At 60.2% G+C, this 21,296-nt stretch carries 17 protein-coding genes and 1 pseudogene; 7 read left to right on the top strand and 11 right to left on the bottom strand.

Annotated elements, in window-relative coordinates; all coding sequences use genetic code 11:
• Positions 1–89: 89 nt before the first annotated feature.
• The 6 genes and pseudogenes from F8N62_RS23915 to trxA all read right to left on the bottom strand — a co-directional run bounded on the left by F8N62_RS23915 (position 90) and on the right by trxA (position 7,376).
• Positions 90–639 (bottom strand): annotated as a pseudogene (locus tag F8N62_RS23915) (gamma-glutamylcyclotransferase).
• 289 nt (positions 640–928) lie between these two features.
• The gene (locus F8N62_RS23910) at positions 929–1,897 is read right to left on the bottom strand and encodes a CDP-6-deoxy-delta-3,4-glucoseen reductase (protein ID WP_150712981.1); all 969 of its coding nucleotides are present in this window, start codon (positions 1,895–1,897) and stop codon (positions 929–931) included.
• Positions 1,897–3,363, bottom strand: a complete 1,467-nt coding sequence (ubiD, locus tag F8N62_RS23905) for a 4-hydroxy-3-polyprenylbenzoate decarboxylase (protein WP_150712980.1) — start codon at positions 3,361–3,363, stop codon at positions 1,897–1,899. Before ubiD ends, F8N62_RS23910 begins: the two co-directional genes overlap by 1 nt.
• Positions 3,364–3,442: 79 nt before the next feature.
• The gene (locus tag F8N62_RS23900; RefSeq protein ID WP_150712979.1) at positions 3,443–5,398 is read right to left on the bottom strand and encodes an acyltransferase family protein; all 1,956 of its coding nucleotides are present in this window, start codon (positions 5,396–5,398) and stop codon (positions 3,443–3,445) included.
• 139 nt (positions 5,399–5,537) lie between these two features.
• Positions 5,538–6,797: a transcription termination factor Rho gene (gene rho, locus F8N62_RS23895; RefSeq protein WP_007942421.1), complete on the bottom strand. Its 1,260-nt coding sequence runs from the start codon at positions 6,795–6,797 to the stop codon at positions 5,538–5,540.
• A gap of 249 nt (positions 6,798–7,046) precedes the next feature.
• A complete protein-coding gene (trxA, locus tag F8N62_RS23890; protein WP_003206727.1) occupies positions 7,047–7,376 on the bottom strand; it encodes a thioredoxin TrxA in 330 nt (109 codons plus the stop codon).
• 305 nt (positions 7,377–7,681) lie between these two features.
• On the opposite strand from trxA, the gene F8N62_RS23885 reads away from it, so the two are divergent.
• The 5 genes from F8N62_RS23885 to ppx all read left to right on the top strand — a co-directional run bounded on the left by F8N62_RS23885 (position 7,682) and on the right by ppx (position 12,266).
• Positions 7,682–8,467 (top strand): transporter substrate-binding domain-containing protein, encoded by a 786-nt coding sequence (locus F8N62_RS23885; RefSeq protein WP_150712978.1) that lies wholly within the window; start codon positions 7,682–7,684, stop codon positions 8,465–8,467.
• 21 nt (positions 8,468–8,488) lie between these two features.
• Entirely contained in the window at positions 8,489–9,157 is a 669-nt protein-coding gene (locus F8N62_RS23880) for an amino acid ABC transporter permease (RefSeq protein ID WP_150712977.1), read from the top strand.
• Positions 9,154–9,804 (top strand): amino acid ABC transporter permease, encoded by a 651-nt coding sequence (locus tag F8N62_RS23875; RefSeq protein WP_150712976.1) that lies wholly within the window; start codon positions 9,154–9,156, stop codon positions 9,802–9,804. Before F8N62_RS23880 ends, F8N62_RS23875 begins: the two co-directional genes overlap by 4 nt.
• Complete coding sequence (locus tag F8N62_RS23870; RefSeq protein ID WP_150712975.1) at positions 9,791–10,528, top strand: amino acid ABC transporter ATP-binding protein; 738 nt, start codon at positions 9,791–9,793, stop codon at positions 10,526–10,528. The genes F8N62_RS23875 and F8N62_RS23870 overlap by 14 nt, the downstream gene beginning before the upstream one ends.
• Before the next feature lie 235 nt (positions 10,529–10,763).
• Entirely contained in the window at positions 10,764–12,266 is a 1,503-nt protein-coding gene (gene ppx / locus F8N62_RS23865) for an exopolyphosphatase (protein ID WP_150712974.1), read from the top strand.
• A 184-nt stretch (positions 12,267–12,450) separates the two neighbouring features.
• Here ppx and ppk1 read toward each other — a convergent pair whose 3' ends face one another.
• On the bottom strand, positions 12,451–14,676 hold the full coding sequence (gene ppk1 / locus F8N62_RS23860; protein ID WP_150712973.1) for a polyphosphate kinase 1: 2,226 nt from the start codon (positions 14,674–14,676) through the stop codon (positions 12,451–12,453).
• An 18-nt stretch (positions 14,677–14,694) separates the two neighbouring features.
• Positions 14,695–15,708: a porphobilinogen synthase gene (hemB, locus tag F8N62_RS23855; RefSeq protein ID WP_150712972.1), complete on the bottom strand. Its 1,014-nt coding sequence runs from the start codon at positions 15,706–15,708 to the stop codon at positions 14,695–14,697.
• Between the two features lie 208 nt (positions 15,709–15,916).
• Here hemB and F8N62_RS23850 point away from each other — a divergent pair, with 208 nt between their 5' ends.
• Positions 15,917–16,549 (top strand): DedA family protein, encoded by a 633-nt coding sequence (locus tag F8N62_RS23850; protein ID WP_150712971.1) that lies wholly within the window; start codon positions 15,917–15,919, stop codon positions 16,547–16,549.
• Here F8N62_RS23850 and F8N62_RS23845 read toward each other — a convergent pair.
• Complete coding sequence (locus tag F8N62_RS23845; RefSeq protein WP_150712970.1) at positions 16,530–17,765, bottom strand: sterol desaturase family protein; 1,236 nt, start codon at positions 17,763–17,765, stop codon at positions 16,530–16,532. The two genes, F8N62_RS23850 and F8N62_RS23845, sit on opposite strands and share 20 nt — an antisense overlap.
• Positions 17,766–17,880: 115 nt before the next feature.
• On the opposite strand from F8N62_RS23845, the gene elbB reads away from it, so the two are divergent.
• Positions 17,881–18,549, top strand: a complete 669-nt coding sequence (elbB, locus tag F8N62_RS23840; protein WP_150712969.1) for an isoprenoid biosynthesis glyoxalase ElbB — start codon at positions 17,881–17,883, stop codon at positions 18,547–18,549.
• Between the two features lie 117 nt (positions 18,550–18,666).
• On the opposite strand, the gene F8N62_RS23835 is transcribed toward elbB, so the two are convergent.
• Together F8N62_RS23835 and F8N62_RS23830 are read right to left on the bottom strand one after the other, a co-directional pair.
• Positions 18,667–19,122 (bottom strand): YaiI/YqxD family protein, encoded by a 456-nt coding sequence (locus F8N62_RS23835; RefSeq protein ID WP_028623832.1) that lies wholly within the window; start codon positions 19,120–19,122, stop codon positions 18,667–18,669.
• A gap of 115 nt (positions 19,123–19,237) precedes the next feature.
• Positions 19,238–21,136, bottom strand: a complete 1,899-nt coding sequence (locus tag F8N62_RS23830; RefSeq protein ID WP_150712968.1) for a cytochrome c/FTR1 family iron permease — start codon at positions 21,134–21,136, stop codon at positions 19,238–19,240.
• Positions 21,137–21,296 lie beyond the last annotated feature (160 nt).

Here is a 21,296-nt window from a genome sequence, read left to right as displayed (position 1 = left end):
GTTTCCCAAAGCTTTGCGCTAATCAGGCCAGAACCACGTCATAAAGGATCCCGAGGTAACAATTCCCACAACCACAAACAGGTCGCCAGTCAGACCCGCGAAGCAATCGCCTGATCGACCTTTGATTTGCAGCGCTTGAGCCGCGCCTCCAGATTCCGGTCTGGCATGGCGTGGCTACGCAGGGCGTTGGCGGTCTGCTCGACATAATCGCGAGTGGTGCCGTAACGCCCGCAAGCGCCAGTGTGGGCGATAGGACGGGAATGGCATTTCGCGCTGCCACAATGCGTACAGCGACGCGTCGAGTTGTTCTTCGGGCAAGCGATATGCGAAACCGCTGCAAGAGCCGCCGCGATCCAGACCAAACACCAGGCCCGGCACTTCCGGCGTGCCGCGATGTTCGTGGGACCACAGGTACAAGCCGCGATGATAGCCATGCACCCGACCGCGGACACGTTCAACCGCCGCGCATTCAGGACGCCAGATCAACGAGCCATACGCAAACAGCCAGACCGGCCCACCCTTGTGGCGCGCCATGGTCGACTGCATCGAGCCGAGCAATTGTTCGTGCGTAAGCTGCGGCCCCAGATCGAGCCGCGGAGGGTAAGCCAGATTCAAAAAAGCAGATTCAATGGCGCTCATGGCGAATAGCGTTCAGCTCCCCGCGGGTAATGAATTACTTAATAGAACGCACCGCTGTAACAATAAGGCACATATGTTTTCAAGTAATTGAAGCGCCTTGGCGCAACTCTTAATTAATTACTTGAATGAGATATAACCTACCGAAATTTATATGATTTTATAAATACCGATAGGTTATATAGAGAGTTATAAGGATACAAACCGTAGGAGCTGCCGCAGGCTGCGATCTTTTAATTTTCAAGACAAAGTCAAAAGATCGCAGCCTGCGGCAGCTCCTACAAGGGCTGGCTCAAGACCGTGGCGCATAGGCGAACACGTCGGCACGCATCTGGTGCGCATCCATCCCGGCTTCCACCAACGCATCCAGCGTGCCGTAGACCATCGCCGGGGAACCGCTGGCGTAGACGTGCAAGGTTTTCAGATCGGGAAAGTCCTCACACACGGCCTCGTGCAGCATCCCGCAGCGCCCCTGCCAGCCACATTGATCGCTGACGACTTTATGCAGGAACAGGTTGGGCAGTTTCAGCCACTCATCCCAATGTTCGATTTCATAAAAGTCTTCGGGACGACGCACCCCCCAATACAAATGCACCGGATATTTGAAGCCCGAGGCCCGGCAATGTTCGATCAAGCTGTGGATCTGGCCCATGCCGGTGCCTGCTGCAATCAACACCAGCGGGCCGGCCGGCAGTTCCGCCAAGTGGGTGTCACCGAATGGCATCTCGATGCGCACCATCGGATTGCGCTGAAGTTGCGCAATCAGGTTTTGCGCACTGCTTTCGCGCGCCAGCACGTGAATTTGCAGATCGCGCCCGGCGTGCGGCGCCGAGGCCAGGGAGAACGCGGATTTTTCGCCATTCTCGCGCTCGATCATCAGGTACTGACCGGCGTGATAGCGCGGCGGTTTGCCGGCCGGCGCTCGCAGGCTGACGCGCCAGGTGTCGCCGCCGACGTCCCTGCACTCGATGACCTGACACGACAGGCTGCGCACCGGCAATTCTCCCCGCGCGAGCACGCCATCCCACAGCACGATGCAGTCTTCCAGCGGCTCTGCTATGCAAGTGTAGAACTCGCCATGGTCGCGCACACCGCCATCCTGCTCGACCCGACCTTCCACCAACAGCGCGGCGCACACATGGCAATTGCCGTTGCGGCAGCTTTGCGGGCATTCATAGCCCAGGCGCCGTGCGCCATCGAGTATCCGCTCGCCGGGCAGAATCTCTAGCACTGCTCCGGAGGGCTGCAAAGTTACACGCATCAATCTATTCCTAACTGATTCCAGATGGCATCGATCCGCTGGGTGACGGCTTCATCCTTGACGATGACCCGGCCCCACTCACGTGTGGTTTCGCCCGGCCATTTGTGCGTGGCATCGAGGCCCATTTTCGACCCCAGGCCGGACACCGGCGAGGCGAAGTCCAGGTAGTCGATCGGCGTGTTGTCGATCATCACCGTGTCGCGCTTGGGGTCCATGCGCGTGGTGATGGCCCAGATCACGTCATTCCAGTCCCGCGCATTGATATCGTCGTCAGTGACAATAACGAACTTGGTGTACATGAACTGTCGCAAAAACGACCAGACACCGAGCATTACCCGCTTGGCATGACCGGGATACGACTTCTTCATGGTCACGATGGCCATGCGGTACGAGCAGCCTTCGGGCGGCAGGTAGAAGTCGGTGATCTCCGGGAACTGCTTTTGCAGGATCGGTACGAACACTTCGTTCAGCGCCACGCCGAGAATCGCCGGCTCATCCGGCGGACGGCCGGTGTAGGTGCTGTGATAGATCGGTTTGATCCGGTGGGTGATGCGCTCGACGGTGAACACCGGGAAGCTGTCGACTTCGTTGTAGTAACCGGTGTGGTCGCCGTACGGACCTTCGTCGGCCATTTCGCCCGGATGGATCACGCCTTCAAGGATGATCTCGGCGGTGGCCGGCACTTGCAGGTCGTTGCCGCGGCACTTCACCAGTTCGGTGCGATTACCGCGCAGCAGACCGGCGAAGGCATATTCGGAAAGGCTGTCCGGCACCGGGGTCACGGCACCGAGGATGGTGGCCGGGTCAGCGCCGAGCGCGACGGAGACCGGGAACGGCTGGCCGGGGTGTTTTTCGCACCACTCGCGGTAATCCAGCGCACCGCCGCGATGGCTCAGCCAGCGCATGATGACTTTGTTGCGGCCAATGACTTGCTGACGGTAGATGCCGAGGTTCTGGCGATCCTTGTTCGGACCTTTAGTGACCGTCAGACCCCAGGTGATCAGCGGGCCGACGTCGCCGGGCCAGCAGGTCTGCACCGGGAGCATCGCGAGGTCGACGTCGTCGCCTTCGATGACCACTTCCTGGCAGACCGCGTCTTTGACGACTTTCGGCGCCATGGCGATGATCTTGCGGAAGATCGGCAGCTTGGACCAGGCATCTTTCAAGCCTTTCGGCGGCTCGGGTTCCTTGAGGAACGCCAGCAACTTGCCGATCTCGCGCAGTTCGCTGACCGCTTCGGCGCCCATGCCCATGGCGACCCGCTCCGGCGTGCCGAACAGGTTGCCCAGCACGGGGATGTCGTAGCCGGTGGGGTTCTCGAACAACAGCGCCGGGCCTTTGGCCCGCAGCGTGCGGTCGCAGACTTCCGTCATCTCCAGCACTGGAGAGACGGGAATCTGGATGCGTTTCAACTCTCCGCGCTGCTCAAGTTGCTGCACGAAATCCCGAAGGTCCTTGAATTTCATTGAAGATGCCACCCCGAAAATAGGCGTACATCCTACCTGCTCTGACGCCCAAACAGCAGCCCGTCAGCGCGTGCAGCCCTCAATTTCGGGTTGTACCCAGTAGTACCGGAGCGAACAACGGGCTCAGCCGGGCGCTGCCGTTATCCGACAGATGATCCTCATCCCTGTACTGCGAGTGACCATTGATCTCAATGTTGCAGACCTTGTCCGCACACATCAGCGGCGTCGGATCGATGACATGTACGCCAGGGTCGGCTGCACTCATCGAGTCGAACAGGCTGGCAAGAAAATGCTGGCGCGCCAGATGCTCGGCCAGCGGGCGACCCAGCCCCTCGGTTGAACGTCCGACCCGGGCGAGACTCGTCAGTCGGCTGACGGCGCCCTTACGCTGCAACGGCACTTCCTTGAACAACCAGACTTGCGCGCCCGCCTCTCTGATTGCCGCCACGCGTGCCTTGAGCGCAGCGGCCATGCGCGCCTCGGCCTGAGCCGTGTTGTCGTGCGAATTGAGCAGCACCGTTTTATCGCCATCCTCGCGACCGTAGACGTACAGACTCCAGTTGGAGGCCAGCACCACATCCTTGATCTGCAGGCGGCGGACCTGCTCCATGGTCTGTTCGTTGAAATCCTTGCAGCGCTGACGCGGGTCATCGCTGAGGATCGGCGGGCAGGCGCTCATGCTGTAGAGCCAAACCGGGCGGCCCTGGCGCTTGGCGCTGTTCTCGACCGCCGGCATCAGTGCCGCGGCGTGGCTGTCACCCCAGACCAGCCGCGTCGCTGGAACCTCTTCGTTCCCGCCCAGCAGACAAGCCTTGTCGAGTTTTTTGTCCTTGGTCACCAGCATGCATTTCATCTGCCCGGCTCGCCATTCGCGCGCCTGCGCATATTCCAGCGCCTTGCCGGTCAGGCGCTGAGGGAAACCCTCCTGCGAGCGCACGACGGAGCCGGTCACCGCCAGCGCAGCCATCGCCAGCAAGCCTCCCACCAACACCGGCTTGCGTCCCGCCAGCAGGCGTTTGTCACGGAACGGCAGCTCGACGAAGCGCCAGCTCAACCATGCCAGCCCGAGCGCCAGCAGGATCCAGCCCGCGGCCTCCCAAGGCTGGATGCCGTCGATCGAAATGGCGTTGGCGTAGACATAGACCGGCCAGTGCCACAAATACAACGAGTAAGAGAGCAAGCCGATCCACACCAGCGCTCGCGCGCCCAGCAGCTGACCGACCCACGTCGAACCTTGCGCGCCCGACCAGATCAGCGCGGTGGCACCGAGTACCGGCAGCGCAGCGGCCCAGCCTGGAAATACCGTGGATTTGTCAAAAGTGAAAACCGCCGCCAGCACCGCCGCTAACCCGGCCAGCCCTGCTACCTGATAAAGCCATGGCTTCACAGCATGTTTGGGCGCCGGCAATACCGCGAGCATCGCCCCGCACAACAATTCCCAGGCGCGTGTCGGCAGGGAGAAGAAAGTCATGTCGGGCTTGCGGTCGATATAAGCGATGTTCAAACCGAACGACACCAGCAACACTGCAAACAGCATCCAGCGCCAATGCCGGACATGGCGCATCAACAACACCATCAACAGCGGGAAGAAGATGTAGTACTGCTCTTCAACGGCCAGGGACCAGGTATGCAGCAACGGTTTCAGATCCGAAGCGGGCTGGAAGTAACCGTCTTCACGCATGAACAAAATATTTGAAATGAACAGCGACTGATAACGAACCGTCCTTCCCAACTCGGAGAAGTCTTTGGCGGTCAACAGCAGCCAGCCCAGCGCCAAGGTGGCCAGCAGCACCACGCTCAAGGCAGGAATGATGCGACGCGCCCGTCGAGCCCAGAAATCGACGAAGCTGAATCGCTGCGCACTGATCTCGCGGAACAGGATGCTGGTGATCAGGAATCCGGAAATGACAAAGAACACGTCCACGCCGACAAAACCGCCGCTGAACGTGCTGAAGCCGAAGTGAAAAAGTACCACCGGAATGACGGCTAAAGCCCGCAGGCCGTCGATATCACGGCGATTGCCAAATGTGTGCATGATGCCTCTTGTCGTTTCAGATACAAAACTGATCAAACAGGGACATCCCTGCGGCGCGGAAGTTATCACTCTTGGTACAAAAGTGGTGCAAAAAAAAGCGCCCGGTAAGGGGCGCCTTTTCGCTGCAGCGAACTGCGTGTTACTTGCGTTTCATCGACAGGAAGAACTCGTCGTTGGTCTTGGTCGTTTTCAGCTTGTCGACCAGGAACTCGATGGCGGCGATTTCGTCCATCGGGTGCAGCAACTTGCGCAGGATCCACATGCGCTGCAACTCGTCGTCGGCGGTCAGCAACTCTTCGCGGCGGGTGCCGGAACGGTTGATGTTGATGGCCGGGAACACACGTTTTTCAGCGATACGACGATCCAGCGGCAGTTCCATGTTGCCCGTGCCTTTGAATTCTTCGTAGATCACTTCATCCATCTTCGAGCCGGTTTCAACCAGCGCGGTGGCGATGATGGTCAGCGAACCGCCTTCTTCGATGTTTCGCGCGGCGCCGAAGAAACGTTTCGGTTTCTCCAGGGCGTGCGCATCGACACCACCGGTAAGCACTTTGCCGGAGCTCGGGATCACGGTGTTGTAGGCGCGAGCCAGACGGGTAATGGAGTCGAGCAAAATCACCACGTCTTTCTTGTGCTCGACCAGGCGCTTGGCCTTCTCGATCACCATTTCGGCAACCTGCACGTGGCGGGTTGGCGGTTCGTCGAACGTCGAGGCAACCACTTCGCCGCGCACAGTGCGCTGCATTTCGGTCACTTCTTCCGGACGTTCGTCGATCAGCAAAACGATCAGATGAACTTCAGGATTGTTACGCGCGATGTTGGCAGCGATGTTCTGCAGCATGATCGTCTTGCCGGCTTTCGGCGGTGCAACGATCAGACCGCGCTGGCCTTTACCAATCGGGGCGCACAGGTCGATGACTCGACCGGTCAGGTCTTCGGTGGAACCGTTACCGGCTTCCATCTTCATGCGCACGGTCGGGAACAGCGGGGTCAGGTTCTCGAAGAGAATCTTGTTTTTCGCGTTCTCGGGACGATCGTAGTTGATCGTGTCGACCTTGAGCAGTGCGAAGTAACGCTCGCCTTCCTTCGGAGGGCGGATCTTGCCAACGATGGTGTCACCGGTGCGCAAGTTGAAGCGACGGATCTGGCTCGGCGAGACGTAGATGTCGTCCGGGCCGGCGAGATAGGAAGCGTCAGCGGAGCGCAGGAAGCCGAAGCCGTCCTGGAGAATCTCCAGCACGCCATCACCGGAGATTTCCTCGCCGCTTTTAGCGTGCTTTTTGAGCAGGGAGAAAATCACGTCCTGCTTGCGCGAACGGGCCATATTTTCTATGCCCATCTGTTCGGCCAATTCGAGCAGTTCGGTAATCGGCTTTTGCTTGAGTTCAGTCAGATTCATATAGGAATGACGTAATCATTTATGGAGGGGGGGAAATTAAGCTTTTGGCTTAATGAGGCCGCGCCGCAGAGAAGGCGACAGGATCGCGTACTTATTCGAAAAGGAGTGCGTCGGCGACGGCTAGCAGGGGGCAATGGAGAAACCAGTGCGGGGCCGAATGTACCACCTGAGTTTCGGAGCGTCTAGCCCTCAATAACGAAAAAGCCCCGCAATATGCGGGGCCTTTTTTCGGACACTTTACAGCGACGCTTAGATGTTGGCGTCGAGGAAAGCCGCCAGTTGCGACTTCGACAGGGCGCCGACCTTGGTCGCTTCCACGTTGCCGTTCTTGAACAGCATCAGGGTCGGGATACCACGCACGCCATGCTTGGCCGGGGTTTCCTGGTTTTCGTCGATGTTCAGTTTGGCAACGGTCAGCTTGCCTTTGTACGTTTCGGCAATTTCGTCCAGAACAGGAGCGATCATTTTGCAAGGGCCGCACCATTCAGCCCAGTAGTCGACCAGTACAGCGCCTTCGGCCTTGAGTACATCGGCCTCGAAGCTAGCGTCGCTAACGTGTTTGATAAGATCGCTGCTCATGGAAGTCTCCAGGTTGTAAGCAAAAAAACGTGGCCCATCATAGCTGCCCTTCCCTCGTTCAGGAAGGTGCAGTTGATTGAGTCTCGCTATGGTGGTGCATGCCTTTGGGTATAGCTCAAGTCGAGGCTCGCAGGGCTACCGTTGGTAAAATGCACCATGCGGGTGCGCGCCGCCTGCGACGGTTTCGGGCTCCACCCGCGCGCACGCCCCGCAAATCCAGCGCCCTCCCAGGCAAATCGCTTCTTGGCACGGCCCGTGCTCTGTCGATCCGCAGTGTTCATTCCTCGCCGATCCGGAGATTTGCCATGACCCTGCGTTACCGCGCCCTCCTTGCCGCCCTGTTTGCCAGCCTGATGCTGGGCCAGGCGCCCGCTCACGCCGACGGTCTGGAGGATGTGGTCAAACGCGGCGTCCTCAAGGTCGCTGTGCCTCAGGACTTTCCGCCGTTCGGCTCGGTCGGCCCGGACATGAAACCGCGCGGCCTGGATATTGACACCGCGAAACTGCTGGCCGACCAGCTCAAGGTCAAACTCGAACTGACGCCGGTCAACAGCACTAACCGCATTCCGTTCCTGACCACCGGTAAGGTCGATCTGGTGATCTCCAGCCTCGGCAAGAACCCCGAGCGCGAGAAGGTCATCGACTTTTCCAGCGCCTACGCGCCCTTCTACCTCGCCGTGTTCGGTCCTCCGGATGCCGAAATCAAAACCCTCGACGACCTCAAGGGCAAAACCGTCAGCGTCACCCGTGGCGCCATCGAAGACATCGAACTGACCAAAGTCGCCCCCGAAGGCGTGACCATCAAGCGCTTCGAGGACAACAACTCGACCATCGCCGCGTACCTCGCCGGCCAGGTTGACCTGATCGCCAGCGGCAACGTGGTGATGGTGGCGATCAGCGAGCGCAATCCGAAACGCATTCCTGCGTTGAAAGTGAAACTCAAGGATTCGCCGGTCTACGTCGGCGTGAACAAGAACGAGCCAGCGTTGCTCGGCAAGGTCAATCAGATCCTGGCCACCGCCAAGACCGACGGTGCGCTGGAAAAAAACTCCCGGACGTGGCTGAAAGAGCCGCTGCCGGCCGATCTCTGATCGCCGCCCGGGAGTGGTGACATGGCCTATCAGTTCGACTTTCTGCCGGTGGTGCACAACACCGATCTGTTGCTGCGCGGTGCGCTGTTCACCCTTGAACTGACGGCCATCGGCGCGGTGCTGGGTGTGGGCCTTGGCATCATCGGTGCGCTGGTGCGGGCGTGGAACATTCGCCCGTTCTCGGCGATCTTCGGGGTCTACGTCGAGTTGATCCGCAACACGCCGTTTCTGGTGCAGTTGTTTTTCATCTTTTTCGGTTTGCCCTCGCTTGGCGTGCAGATTTCCGAATGGCAGGCGGCGGTGCTGGCGATGGTGATCAACCTCGGGGCGTATTCGACCGAGATCATCCGGGCCGGCATTCAAGCGATCCCTAGAGGTCAGCTGGAGGCCGCAGCGGCCCTGGCGATGACCCGGTTTGAAGCGTTCCGCCACGTGATTTTGCTGCCGGCGCTGGGCAAGGTCTGGCCGGCGCTGAGCAGCCAGATCATCATCGTGATGCTCGGCTCGGCGGTCTGTTCGCAGATCGCCACCGAAGAGCTGAGCTTCGCCGCCAACTTCATTCAGTCGCGCAATTTTCGCGCGTTTGAAACCTACGCCCTGACCACGCTGCTCTACCTGTGCATGGCGCTGCTGATCCGCCAGTTACTCAACTGGATCGGCCGCCGATTCATCGCAAGGAGCAGCCAATGAGCGATTTCACGTTCTGGGACGTCGTACGCAACCTGCTCACGGGCCTGCAATGGACGCTGGCGCTGTCGCTGGTGGCGTTTATCGGGGGCGGGTTGATCGGGCTGCTGATCATGGTCATGCGCATTTCAAAGAAAAGCCTGCCGCGCAACGTTGCCCGCACCTGGATCGAACTGTTTCAGGGCACGCCGCTGTTGATGCAGCTGTTTTTGGTGTTCTTCGGCGTGGCGCTGGCCGGTGTCGAAATTTCGCCGTGGGCAGCGGCGGCGCTGGCCCTGACGCTGTTTACCAGCGCTTACCTGGCGGAGATCTGGCGCGGTTGCGTCGAATCAATTCCCCACGGCCAGTGGGAAGCCTCGGCGAGCCTGGCGCTCAATCCGCTGGAGCAACTGCGCTACGTGATCCTGCCCCAGGCTTTGCGCATTGCAGTCGCGCCGACCGTGGGGTTTTCGGTGCAAGTGGTCAAAGGCACCGCCGTGACCTCGATCATCGGCTTCACCGAACTGACCAAGACCGGCGGCATGCTCGCCAACGCCACGTTCGAACCGTTCATGGTCTACGGCCTCGTCGCCCTCGGGTATTTCCTGCTCTGCTACCCCTTGTCCCTCAGTGCGCGCTACCTGGAAAGGAGACTGCATGCCCCTGCTTAGAATTTCCGCCCTGCATAAGTATTACGGCGACCACCACGTGCTCAAAGGCATCGACCTGAGCGTCGAGGAAGGCCAGGTGGTGGCGATCATCGGCCGCAGCGGCTCGGGCAAATCCACCTTGCTGCGCACGCTGAACGGTCTGGAATCGATCAATGATGGCGTGATCGAAGTCGACGGCGAATACCTCGACGCCGCGCGCGCCGATCTGCGCAACCTGCGGCAGAAAGTCGGGATGGTGTTCCAGCAGTTCAACCTGTTCCCGCACCTGACCGTGGGGGAAAACGTGATGCTAGCGCCGCAAGTGGTGCAGAAAGTGCCCAAGGGTCGAGCGAAGGAATTGGCCAGGGAGATGCTGGAGCGGGTCGGGCTGGGGGAGAAATTCGATGCCTTTCCGGATCGGTTGTCCGGCGGGCAGCAGCAACGCGTGGCGATTGCCCGGGCGCTGGCCATGTCGCCGAAGGTGTTGCTGTGCGACGAGATCACCTCGGCGCTGGATCCGGAACTGGTCAATGAAGTGCTGAGCGTGGTTCGGCAGCTGGCCAGGGAAGGGATGACGCTGATTATGGTCACCCATGAAATGCGCTTTGCCCGGGAGGTTGGGGACAAGCTGGTGTTCATGCACCAGGGCAAGGTGCATGAGGTGGGGGATCCGAAGGTGTTGTTTGCCCAGCCGCAGACGGCGGAGCTGGCGAATTTCATCGGGACGGTTGAGGCTACAGCCTGAAAGTTCTTTAGGGCCTGTGATCGCCTCATCGCGGGCAAGCCCGCTCCCACAGGATTCTGTGTTGGAACAAGATTTTGTGTTCGATGCAATAACCTGTGGGAGCGGGCTTGCCCGCGATTGACCGCGCAGCGGTCACCGGCTTTCCTGCTCGGGATCAAGGCTTTGAATGTTGCGCGTTGGCGGCAGCGTTTGATCGTGGCACGATGTCGAGGTTATCGACCGAGACCCCCTGACCATGCCGCAATCCCAAGCCAAGAATCTGTCCCTGATCGCCGCAATCGACCTGGGCTCCAACAGCTTTCACATGGTCGTGGCCAAGGCCCAAAACGGCGAAATCCGCATTCTCGAACGTCTCGGGGAGAAGGTTCAGCTGGCCGCCGGCATCGACGATGAGCGCCGTCTCAGCGAAGAATCCATGCAGCGCGGCCTCGATTGTCTCAAGCGTTTTGCCCAACTGATCAACGGTATGCCCCTGGGCGCCGTGCGGATCGTCGGCACCAACGCCCTGCGCGAAGCGCGTAATCGCAACGAATTCATCCACCGCGCCGAAGAAATCCTCGGTCACCCGGTGGAAGTCATCTCCGGCCGTGAAGAAGCGCGCCTGATCTACCTGGGCGTTTCCCACACGCTCGCCGACACCCCGGGCAAACGCCTGGTGGCCGACATCGGCGGTGGCAGCACCGAATTCATCATTGGCCAGCGCTTCGAGCCGTTGCTGCGCGAAAGCCTGCAAATGGGCTGCGTCAGCTTCACCCAGCGCTATTTCAAGGACGGCAAGATCACCCCGGCCCGCTACGCCCAGGCCTACACGGCGGCGCGGCTGGAGATCATGAGCATCGAACACGCCCTGCATCGCCTGACCTGGGATGAAGCCATCGGCTCCTCGGGCACCATTCGCGCCATCGGCCTGGCGCTGAAGGCCGGCGGCCACGGCACTGGCGAAGTGAATGCCGAAGGCCTGGCCTGGCTCAAGCGCAAACTGTTCAAACTGGGCGACGCCGAAAAAATCGATTTCGAAGGCATCAAGCCTGACCGCCGAGCGATCTTCCCGGCGGGCCTGGCGATTCTCGAAGCGATTTTCGATGCCCTCGAACTGCAACGCATGGATCACTGCGAAGGCGCTCTGCGTGAAGGCGTGCTCTATGACTTGCTGGGTCGCCATCATCATGAGGACGTGCGGGAGCGCACGCTCAGTTCTCTGATGGAGCGTTATCACGTCGACCTGGAACAAGCCGCGCGCGTCGAGCGCAAAGCGTTGCATGCGTTCGATCAGGTGGCCGAGGATTGGGACCTGGATGACGGGGTCTGGCGCGAACTGCTGGGCTGGGCCGCCAAGGTCCATGAAGTGGGCCTGGACATCGCTCACTATCACTACCACAAACACGGCGCTTATCTGATCGAGCACTCTGACCTTGCCGGATTCTCCCGCGAAGACCAGCAAATGCTCGCCCTGCTGGTGCGTGGGCACCGCCGTAATATTCCCAAGGACAAGTTTGCTGATTTCGGCGATGACGGCATCAAGCTGATTCGCCTGTGCGTGCTGCTACGCTTTGCGATCCTGTTCCATCACATCCGCGGCACCCAGGAAATGCCTCAGGTCGCGCTGCAAGCCCACGGCGACAGCCTGGACGTGTTGTTTCCGGAGAACTGGCTGGACGAAAACCAACTGACCCAGGCTGATTTCGCGCTGGAAGCGGAATGGCTGACACGGGTCGGCTTCACCCTGAACGTGCGATAAACACGCAATCACCCGTAGGAGCTGCCGAAGGCTGCGATCTTTTGATCTTTCTCCCAGGCAACGCGTTGTCTGGATGGACGCCAGATCAAAAGATCGCAGCCTTCGGCAACTCCTACAGGGGATGGGAGTGGAAACAAAAAATGGCGATCCGCAGGGATCGCCATTTTTGTTTGCCGCGTGAGGGTTAACGCACCGCCAGAATCGGACTCCCCAACCGCTCCAGCAACGTCGCCTGCGCGCTGCGCGGGTTCTGGTTGCCGGTCGGCGTATTGCGGATGTAGCGACCGTCCGCCTGCAAACTCCAGCTGTGGGTATTGTCGGACAGGTACAGCTCCAGCTCTTTCTTCACCCGCATGATCAGTTTCTTGCCCTCGACCGGGAAGCAAGTCTCGACGCGCTTGTCGAGGTTGCGCTCCATCCAGTCGGCACTGGACAGGAACATCTGCTCTTCACCGCCATTGAGGAAGTAGAAAACCCGGGTGTGCTCCAGGAAGCGACCGATGATCGAACGCACGTGAATGTTGTGCGAAACCCCGGCAATACCCGGACGCAGGCAGCACATGCCGCGCACCACCAGATCGATGCGCACACCAGACTGGCTGGCCTTGTACAGCGCGCGGATGATCTTCGGATCGGTCAGCGAGTTGAACTTGGCGATGATGTGCGCCGGCTTGCCGTCGAGGGCGAACTGAGTCTCCCGGGCAATCATGTCGAGCATGCCCTTCTTCAGCGTGAACGGCGCATGCAGGAGCTTTTTCATGCGCAGGGTTTTGCCCATGCCGATCAACTGGCTGAACAATTTTCCGACGTCTTCGCACAAGGCGTCGTCAGAGGTCAGCAGGCTGTAGTCGGTATACAGGCGGGCGTTGGCCGCGTGGTAGTTGCCGGTACCCAAATGCGCGTAACGCACAATCTCGCCGGCCTCGCGACGCAGAATCAGCATCATCTTGGCGTGGGTCTTGAAGCCGACCACGCCGTAGATCACCACCGCACCGGCCGCTTGCAGACGGCTGGCCAGTTGCAGGTTGGACTCTTCGTCGAACCGCGCACGCAATTCGATCACCGCCGTGACTTCCTTGCCGTTGCGCGCGGCATCGACCAGCGCATCAACGATTTCCGAGTTGGCACCGGAACGGTACAGGGTCTGACGGACCGCCAATACATGCGGATCTTTCGCCGCCTGACGCAGCAAATCGACCACAGGCGTAAACGATTCAAACGGGTGCAGCAACAGGATGTCCTGCTTGCTGACCACGCTGAAAATATTTTCGCTGTTCTGCAGCAGTTTCGGGATCTGCGGCGTGAACGGCAGGTATTGCAGGTCGCGCTGACTGTCGAGGCCGGTGATGCTGAACAGGCGGGTCAGGTTGACCGGACCGTTGACCTGATACAACTCGGTCTCGTGCAGGTTGAATTGCTTGAGCAGGTAGTCGGACAGGTGTTTCGGGCAGGTGTCGGCGACTTCCAGACGCACCGCGTCACCGTAGCGACGGGAGAACAACTCGCCGCGCAGGGCGCGGGCCAGGTCTTCGACGTCTTCGGTGTCGACCGAAAGGTCGGCGTTTCGGGTCAGGCGGAACTGGTAGCAACCCTTGACCTTCATGCCCTGGAACAGGTCATCGGCGTGCGCGTGGATCATCGACGACAGGAATACATAGTTGTCGCCAGGACCACCGACTTCTTCCGGGACCTTGATCACACGGGGCAACAGGCGCGGGGCCGGGATGATCGCCAGACCGGAATCGCGACCGAAGGCGTCGATGCCTTCGAGCTCGACGATGAAGTTCAGGCTCTTGTTCACCAGCAACGGGAACGGGTGCGTCGGGTCGAGGCCGATCGGGGTGATGATCGGCGCGATCTCGTCGCGGAAAAAACGGCGGACCCAGGTTTTGATTTTGGTGGTCCAGTGCCGGCGACGGATGAAGCGGACCTGATGTTTTTCCAGTTCCGGCAACAGAATGTCGTTGAGAATCGCGTACTGACGGTCAACGTGACCGTGCACCAGCTCGCTGATCCGCGCCAGGGCCTGATGCGGTTGCAGGCCATCAGCGCCGGCCTGTTCACGGGCGAAGGTGATTTGCTTCTTGAGGCCGGCGACGCGAATCTCGAAGAACTCGTCCAGGTTGCTGGAAAAAATCAGCAAAAACTTCAGCCGTTCCAGCAGCGGGTAGGACTCGTCCAGCGCCTGTTCCAGCACGCGGATGTTGAACTGCAGTTGCGAGAGCTCGCGATGGATGTACAGGCTGCTGTCATCCAGGCCGGGAATGGCAATCGCCGGCGCCGCCGCAGTAACGGGCTCGGCCACCACCGCGGGTGCAGCTGACTCCAGCTCCGGCGGGGTTTCGGCGACTTGCTCGACCACGGGTTGAGCATCTTTTACGGCAACTTCAGTGAGTCCTTCGGTATTCATCGAATGTTCCTGGGAGGGCTATTGTTGCTCTCGTAACAATTGAGCAGCACGAACGGCAAAATAAGTGAGGATGCCATCAGCGCCTGCACGTTTAAAAGCGGTCAGGGATTCGAGGATAACCCCTTCGCTCAACCAGCCATTCTGGATCGCCGCCATGTGCATGGCGTATTCACCGCTGACCTGATAGACAAAGGTCGGCACTTTGAATTCTTCTTTGACCCGGTAAAGGATGTCCAGATACGGCATGCCTGGCTTGACCATGACCATGTCCGCGCCTTCTGACAAGTCCGCCGCCACTTCGTGCAGGGCTTCGTTGCTGTTGGCCGGGTCCATCTGATAGGAGGCCTTGTTGGCCTTGCCCAGGTTCAACGCCGAACCCACCGCATCGCGGAACGGGCCGTAATAGGCGCTGGCGTACTTGGCCGAATAGGCCATGATCCGCACGTTGACGTGGTCGGCCAGTTCAAGGGCTTCGCGGATCGCCTGGATGCGACCGTCCATCATGTCCGACGGGGCCACCACCTGAGCGCCGGCATCGGCGTGGGACAGGGCCTGCTTGACCAGCGCGTCGACGGTGATGTCGTTCTGCACGTAGCCCGCTTCGTCGAGAATACCGTCCTGACCATGGGTGGTGAACGGGTCGAGTGCGACGTCGGTGATCACACCCAGCTCAGGGAATTGCGCGCGCAATGCGCGAGTGGCGCGCTGGGCAATACCGTTCGGGTTCCACGCTTCGGCGGCGTCCAGCGATTTGAGTTCGGCCGGCGTGACCGGAAACAACGCCACCGCCGGAATCCCCAGCTCGACCCACTTGGCCGCTTCTTCGAGCAACAGATCGATGGTCAGGCGCTCAACGCCCGGCATCGAGGCCACCGCTTCACGACGGTTTTCACCGTCCAGCACAAACACTGGCAGGATCAGGTCGTCGACGGTCAGGACGTTTTCACGAACCAGTCGGCGCGAGAAATCATCACGTCGGTTGCGACGCAAGCGGGTTGCAGGGAACAAACGATTGGCGGGGGTAAAGCTCACGGCAAACTCCTGAGCCCGCGCTGGCGGGCGAGCGTGACAGTTATAAGCGGCCATTATGACCGTCGTATTACAGTTATGTGCACCCCTGTGACAGGTAGTCGCATTCCATTGTCCTTGTAGGAAATGTTCACGTCGAGACACATTTGGACACTTTCATGAATGGGCCCGAAGGGTTAGGCTGCGCGTTCATTTCGCCAGCACCCAGACAATGCTCCAACAATTTCTGCATGACTTCGGCTACTTTGCCCTTTTTCTCGGCACGTTCTTCGAAGGCGAAACCATTCTGGTGCTCGCAGGCTTCCTCGCGTTCCGTGGATACATGGACATCAACGTGGTGGTGGTCGTGGCGTTTTGCGGCAGTTATGCCGGCGATCAGCTGTGGTACTTCATGGGACGCAAGCACGGCCGCAAATTGCTGGCGCGCAAGCCCCGCTGGCAGATGATGGGTGACCGGGCTCTGGAACACATCCGCAGGCACCCGGACATCTGGGTGCTGAGCTTCCGTTTTGTCTACGGTTTGCGCACGGTGATGCCGGTGGCGATCGGCCTGTCGGGCTATCCGCCGGGACGTTATCTGGTACTCAACGGAATTGGTGCAGCCATCTGGGCGACCGCGCTGGCCGCCGCTGCCTATCACTTCGGCGCGGTGCTGGAAGGCATGCTGGGCAGCGTCAAGAAGTACGAGCTGTGGGTGCTCGGCGCCCTGCTGGTGCTGGGCGTGGTGCTGTGGTTGCGCCGGCGTTTCAAGAATGCGCGTCTGGCCCGGAAGGTCTACGCCGACGAGCAGGCCTTGAAAGCCGAGCAGGCCAAAGCCGCCGACATCAAGACGCCCACCGAGTAAAACGGTTCCTGCAACAGTAGAGACCGATGACGCTGAGCAGGCTGTAACTCAGCAGGCCGACCCAGCCCGCCGCGCTGGCCGGCCACAGCCCGACCACCGGCGCCAGCCATATCAGCGGCACGTTCGATGCCAGCCGCAGCAGCTCCAGTTTCAACGCCCACGGGCGATTCTCCAGGGCCACGCCCAACGTAAACAACCCCAGCGCCACCGCACTCCAGCCGAGCACCAACGCAGCGGTCGGCAGGTTCGGCTCGAAGTTCATCAGGTAACTGCCCAACGCGATGTAGACGCCGAACTGCAGCAAGACATAGATCTGCTGACGGCCGTCCAGCGGCACCTCGAATTTGCGGAACTGGCTCAGGTCCGGTTTGCTCATCGGGTATTTCGCCGCGACGTCCGCCGGCCGCCACCCGGTGCGCATGAACCAGATCCGCAACTTGTCCCACATGCTCTCGGCACGTCGCGCGTCATCCCACAGCTGCACGTAGAACTGCACGTTGGCCCACAACGGATTCCAGCTCGCCAGCGGTGTGGTCACGCCGAAAATCACCGGCTCGTTATCGTCCTCTTCCTGAAACGAGCCAAACAGACGGTCCCAAATAATGAACACCCCGCCGTAGTTGCGATCCATGTAGAGAGCGTTCTGTGCATGGTGGGCCCGATGATTGGACGGCGTGACGAAGAACCACTCGAACCAGCCGAGCTTGGGAATGTGTCGCGTATGCACCCAGAACTGATACAGCAGGTTGAGTGCCGCGACGCTGATAAACACCAGCAGCGGCACGCCGAGCACGGCCATTGGCAGGTAGAAAATCCAGCTCAACAGGAAGCCGGTGCTGGTCTGGCGCAACGCCGTGGAGAGGTTGTAGTCCTCGCTCTGATGATGCACCGAATGCGCGGCCCAGAGGATGTTGCGTTCATGGCCCATACGGTGCAGCCAGTAGTAGCAGAAGTCATAGAGGACGAAGGCGAATACCCAGACCCAGACGCTGTCCGCCGAGAGCTCGAACAGCGCCAGATGCTTGAGGGCCAACGCATAAGTCACCAGCCCCACGCCCTTGGTCAACAGGCCCGTGGTGGTCGACAACACGCCGGTGCTGATGCTGTTGATCGCGTCGGCTACCCGATAATTGCTCACCCCGCGCCAACGGTCGGCCAGCAGTTCGACGGCAATCAGCACAAAGAAAAACGGCACCGCATACAGAATGAAGTCCATGACGCGCCCTGATCGGAATCTTGAGGACAGATGCTAGGTGTAGCTGCGAATTAACCCTATGGCAACGAGTGACAAATTAGTGGACATTTAACGCCATGAATCTGGAGAAAAACCCATGAGCAAAAAAATTGCAGTGATCCTTTCCGGCTGTGGTGTGTATGACGGCGCCGAGATCCACGAAAGCGTGATTACCCTGCTGCGACTCGATCAGCGTGGTGCTCAGGTGCAGTGTTTCGCTCCCAATATTGCCCAGTTGCACGTGATCAACCACCTGACTGGCGAAGAAATGCCCGAGTCGCGCAATGTGCTGGTGGAGTCGGCGCGGATCGCTCGGGGTAACGTGAAGGATATTCGTGAGGCCGACGTCGAGGACTTCGATGCGTTGATCGTGCCCGGCGGTTTTGGCGCGGCCAAGAACCTGTCCAACTTCGCCATCGAAGGCGCCGGCTGCACGGTGCAGCCGGATGTCCTGGCGCTGACCGAAGCCTTTGCCGAAGCGGGAAAACCGGTCGGATTGATCTGCATTTCCCCGGCGCTGGCCGCGAAGATTTACGGGCCGGGCGTGACCTGCACCATCGGCAATGACACCGACACTGCAGCGGCCATGAACAAAATGGGCGCGACCCACGCCGACTGCGCGGTGACCGACATTGTTGAAGACAAGGCACGCAAACTGGTGAGCACCCCGGCGTACATGCTGGCGCAATCGATCAGCGAAGCCGCTTCCGGGATCAACAAACTGGTGGATCGCGTCCTCGAACTCACCCACGAAAACGACGCCTGACGCTATCCCATTGTGGGAGCGAGCTTGCTCGCGATTGCGGTCTATCCATCGACATTAATGCTGGATGCGCCGGCCCCATCGCGAGCAGGCTCGCTCCCACAGGGTTTTGCGCAAGGATCAGGATTTGCGGGTTAGCCGGGTCAGGATCCGGTCCAGCGCATTGGCAAACGCTTGCTTCTCGCGCTCGCCAAACGGCGCGGGCCCGCCGCTCATTTGTCCCTGCTCGCGCAGATCGGTGAACAGGTTGCGCACCGCCAGGCGATCGCCCATGTTCTGCGCATCGAATTCCTTGCCTCGCGGATCGAGGGCCGATACGCCCTTCTTCACCAGGCGATCAGCGAGCGGCACGTCGCTGCAAATCACCAGCTCACCCGGCACCGCGTGCTCGACCAGATAATCATCGGCCGCATCCGGGCCACTGGGCACCACAATCAGTTTCACCAGCGCCAGCCCCGGCTTTATCTGCGGCTGCCCCGCCACCAGCACCACTTCGAACTGACGCTTGAGCGCGAACTTCACCACCAGATCCTTGGCCGCCCGCGGGCAGGCGTCGGCATCGATCCAGACACGCATTGTGTTTTACCCTCCGTTAAAAGCAAAAGATCGCAGCCTTCGGCAGCTCCTACAAGGGAACGCGTTCCAAATGTAGGAGCTGCCGCAGGCTGCGATCTTTTAAAGAATCACTCGATCAGGAAACCGACACCCGCCGCTTCTCCGCCACCCAACTGCGACCATACAGCACAACAATCGCAATGATCGCCACCGCCTGCGCACTCAGCGAATACGCATCCGCATGAATGCCCAGCCAATCGAAGTCAAAGAACGGCACCGGCCGCGTGCCGAAGATCCCGGCTTCCTGCAATGCCTTCACGCCGTGACCGGCAAACACCACCGACAGCGCGCACAACAACCCGGCATTGATGCTGAAGAACAACGACAGCGGCAGTTTCGCCGAACCGCGCAGGATTACCCAAGCCAGCACGATCAACAGCACCAGCGCCGTTGCGCCACCGGCGAGCACCGCGTTGTGACCCGCCGGGCCGGCCTGCAACCACAGGGTTTCGTAAAACAGGATCACTTCAAACAGCTCGCGATACACCGAGAAAAACGCCAGCGTCGCAAAGCCAAAACGCCCGCCGCCGCCCACCAGGCTGCTTTTGATGTAATCCTGCCAGGCCGCTGCGTGGCGACGGTCGTGCATCCACACGCCGAGCCACAGCACCATGACCGCGGCAAACAGCGCCGTCGCCCCTTCCAGCAACTCCCGTTGCGAACCGCTGACATCGATCACATACGCCGCCAGTGCCCAGGTCGCCAGACCGGCCACCAGTGCCAGGCCCCAACCGACGTTGACACTGCGCACCGCCGATTGCTGGCCGGTATTGCGCAGGAACGCGAGGATTGCCGCCAACACCAGGATCGCTTCCAGGCCTTCGCGCAGCAGAATCAGCAGGCCGGAAATGTAGCTCAGCGACCAACTCAAACCATCGCTGCCGAGCAGGCCCGCCGATTCCTTCAACTTGGCTTTCGCCGCATCCAGACGCTCTTGGGCCTGGGCCGCCGGCAAACCGTCCTGCAACGACTGACGATAAGCCATCAAGGATTTCTCGGTGTCTTTGCGCACGTTGGCGTCGACGTTATCCAGAGAACTTTCGACCAGTTCAAAGCCTTCCAGATACGCCGCCACCGACAGGTCATAGGCCTGATCGTGATCGCCGGCACGGTAGGCGGCGATGCTCTTGTCCAGAGTGGCGGCGGTGTAATCGAGTAACTGCGCCGGGCCACGCTTGACCTGCGGCGGTTGCGCGCGCTGGGCGCGGAAGTTCGCTGCCGCCTGCGGACCTTCGGCGGCTTGCACCTCGGCCGGCGTCTGACGCGCCAGGTCGGCGATGTTGTAGGTTTTTTCGGAAGTTGCGGTAGCCGGATCGGCGCTGAAACTGGCGATGTAGGTCGCCAGGTCCCAGCGTTGACGGTCGTCCAGTTGATCGGCGAAGGCGGGCATGTCGGTGCCTTCCACGCCCAGCCCCAGCGTGCTGTAGATCGCATAAAGGCTCAGGTGATCGAGACGCACGGCATCTCGCAGATTGGCCGGCGGCGGCGTCAGGCCGACACCCGCCGGGCCATCCCCGGCACCCGCATCGCCATGACACACCGAACAATGCTGGGCATACAGCGGCGCACCCCGGGTCGGGTCCGGCGTGATGATCGGTGCCTGACTGACTTCATAAGCCACGGCCAGTTTCGCACCGAGTTGCCGTGCCTGACGCGCCACGTCGGAACCGTCCTGACGCGCAGCGATCGCCTCGCGCAACGAGCTGACGCCCTGCTCCAGCCCGGCTTTTTCCGGTTTCGCCGGCAGCTCCGCGATCAGGTCCTGCAACACCTTGATGAATTCCAGCTGTTCACGGTATTCGGATTCGTCGGTAACCTTGCCCGCCTGCACCGTCTGCGGGTAATCCGCGCCGATGTAATCGAGCAAATGCAGCGCTTGCGGCGCGCCTTCGACGGTGTCCGCCAGCAGATTGGAACTGCACAGGGCAAGCAGCGGCAACACCAGCCAGGCCAGGAAACGGGACGGGGCAGTCATGAATGAATCTCAATTGGAAATACGAAGTAACACATTGTTCACTTCGAATGAGTTTCACTCAAGCTTTGTTGTACGAGATGCACTGTTTCAGACGCGATATCGCTTCCGGACGCACGACCGACGATAGTGGCACTCTGTGCAGAGGAGGAGTTAAAAAGCC

Origin of the sequence: Pseudomonas fluorescens (genome assembly GCF_902497785.1) — a bacterium.
GTDB lineage: Bacteria > Pseudomonadota > Gammaproteobacteria > Pseudomonadales > Pseudomonadaceae > Aquipseudomonas > Aquipseudomonas fluorescens_BO.
This window is presented reverse-complemented; position numbering and strand designations above follow the sequence as displayed.

Coding starts and splice junctions, on each gene's coding strand:
- trxA (WP_003206727.1), bottom strand. CDS start 7,376: ATGAGCAGCGATCTTATCAAACACGTTAGCGACGCTAGCTTCGAGGCC.
- F8N62_RS23875 (WP_150712976.1), top strand. CDS start 9,154: ATGAGCGATTTCACGTTCTGGGACGTCGTACGCAACCTGCTCACGGGC.
- F8N62_RS23835 (WP_028623832.1), bottom strand. CDS start 19,122: ATGCGTGTCTGGATCGATGCCGACGCCTGCCCGCGGGCGGCCAAGGAT.
- F8N62_RS23830 (WP_150712968.1), bottom strand. CDS start 21,136: ATGACTGCCCCGTCCCGTTTCCTGGCCTGGCTGGTGTTGCCGCTGCTT.
- ppk1 (WP_150712973.1), bottom strand. CDS start 14,676: ATGAATACCGAAGGACTCACTGAAGTTGCCGTAAAAGATGCTCAACCC.
- F8N62_RS23910 (WP_150712981.1), bottom strand. CDS start 1,897: ATGCGTGTAACTTTGCAGCCCTCCGGAGCAGTGCTAGAGATTCTGCCC.
- F8N62_RS23885 (WP_150712978.1), top strand. CDS start 7,682: ATGACCCTGCGTTACCGCGCCCTCCTTGCCGCCCTGTTTGCCAGCCTG.
- F8N62_RS23850 (WP_150712971.1), top strand. CDS start 15,917: ATGCTCCAACAATTTCTGCATGACTTCGGCTACTTTGCCCTTTTTCTC.
- F8N62_RS23900 (WP_150712979.1), bottom strand. CDS start 5,398: ATGCACACATTTGGCAATCGCCGTGATATCGACGGCCTGCGGGCTTTA.
- F8N62_RS23880 (WP_150712977.1), top strand. CDS start 8,489: ATGGCCTATCAGTTCGACTTTCTGCCGGTGGTGCACAACACCGATCTG.
- elbB (WP_150712969.1), top strand. CDS start 17,881: ATGAGCAAAAAAATTGCAGTGATCCTTTCCGGCTGTGGTGTGTATGAC.
- rho (WP_007942421.1), bottom strand. CDS start 6,797: ATGAATCTGACTGAACTCAAGCAAAAGCCGATTACCGAACTGCTCGAA.
- F8N62_RS23845 (WP_150712970.1), bottom strand. CDS start 17,765: ATGGACTTCATTCTGTATGCGGTGCCGTTTTTCTTTGTGCTGATTGCC.
- ubiD (WP_150712980.1), bottom strand. CDS start 3,363: ATGAAATTCAAGGACCTTCGGGATTTCGTGCAGCAACTTGAGCAGCGC.
- F8N62_RS23870 (WP_150712975.1), top strand. CDS start 9,791: ATGCCCCTGCTTAGAATTTCCGCCCTGCATAAGTATTACGGCGACCAC.
- ppx (WP_150712974.1), top strand. CDS start 10,764: ATGCCGCAATCCCAAGCCAAGAATCTGTCCCTGATCGCCGCAATCGAC.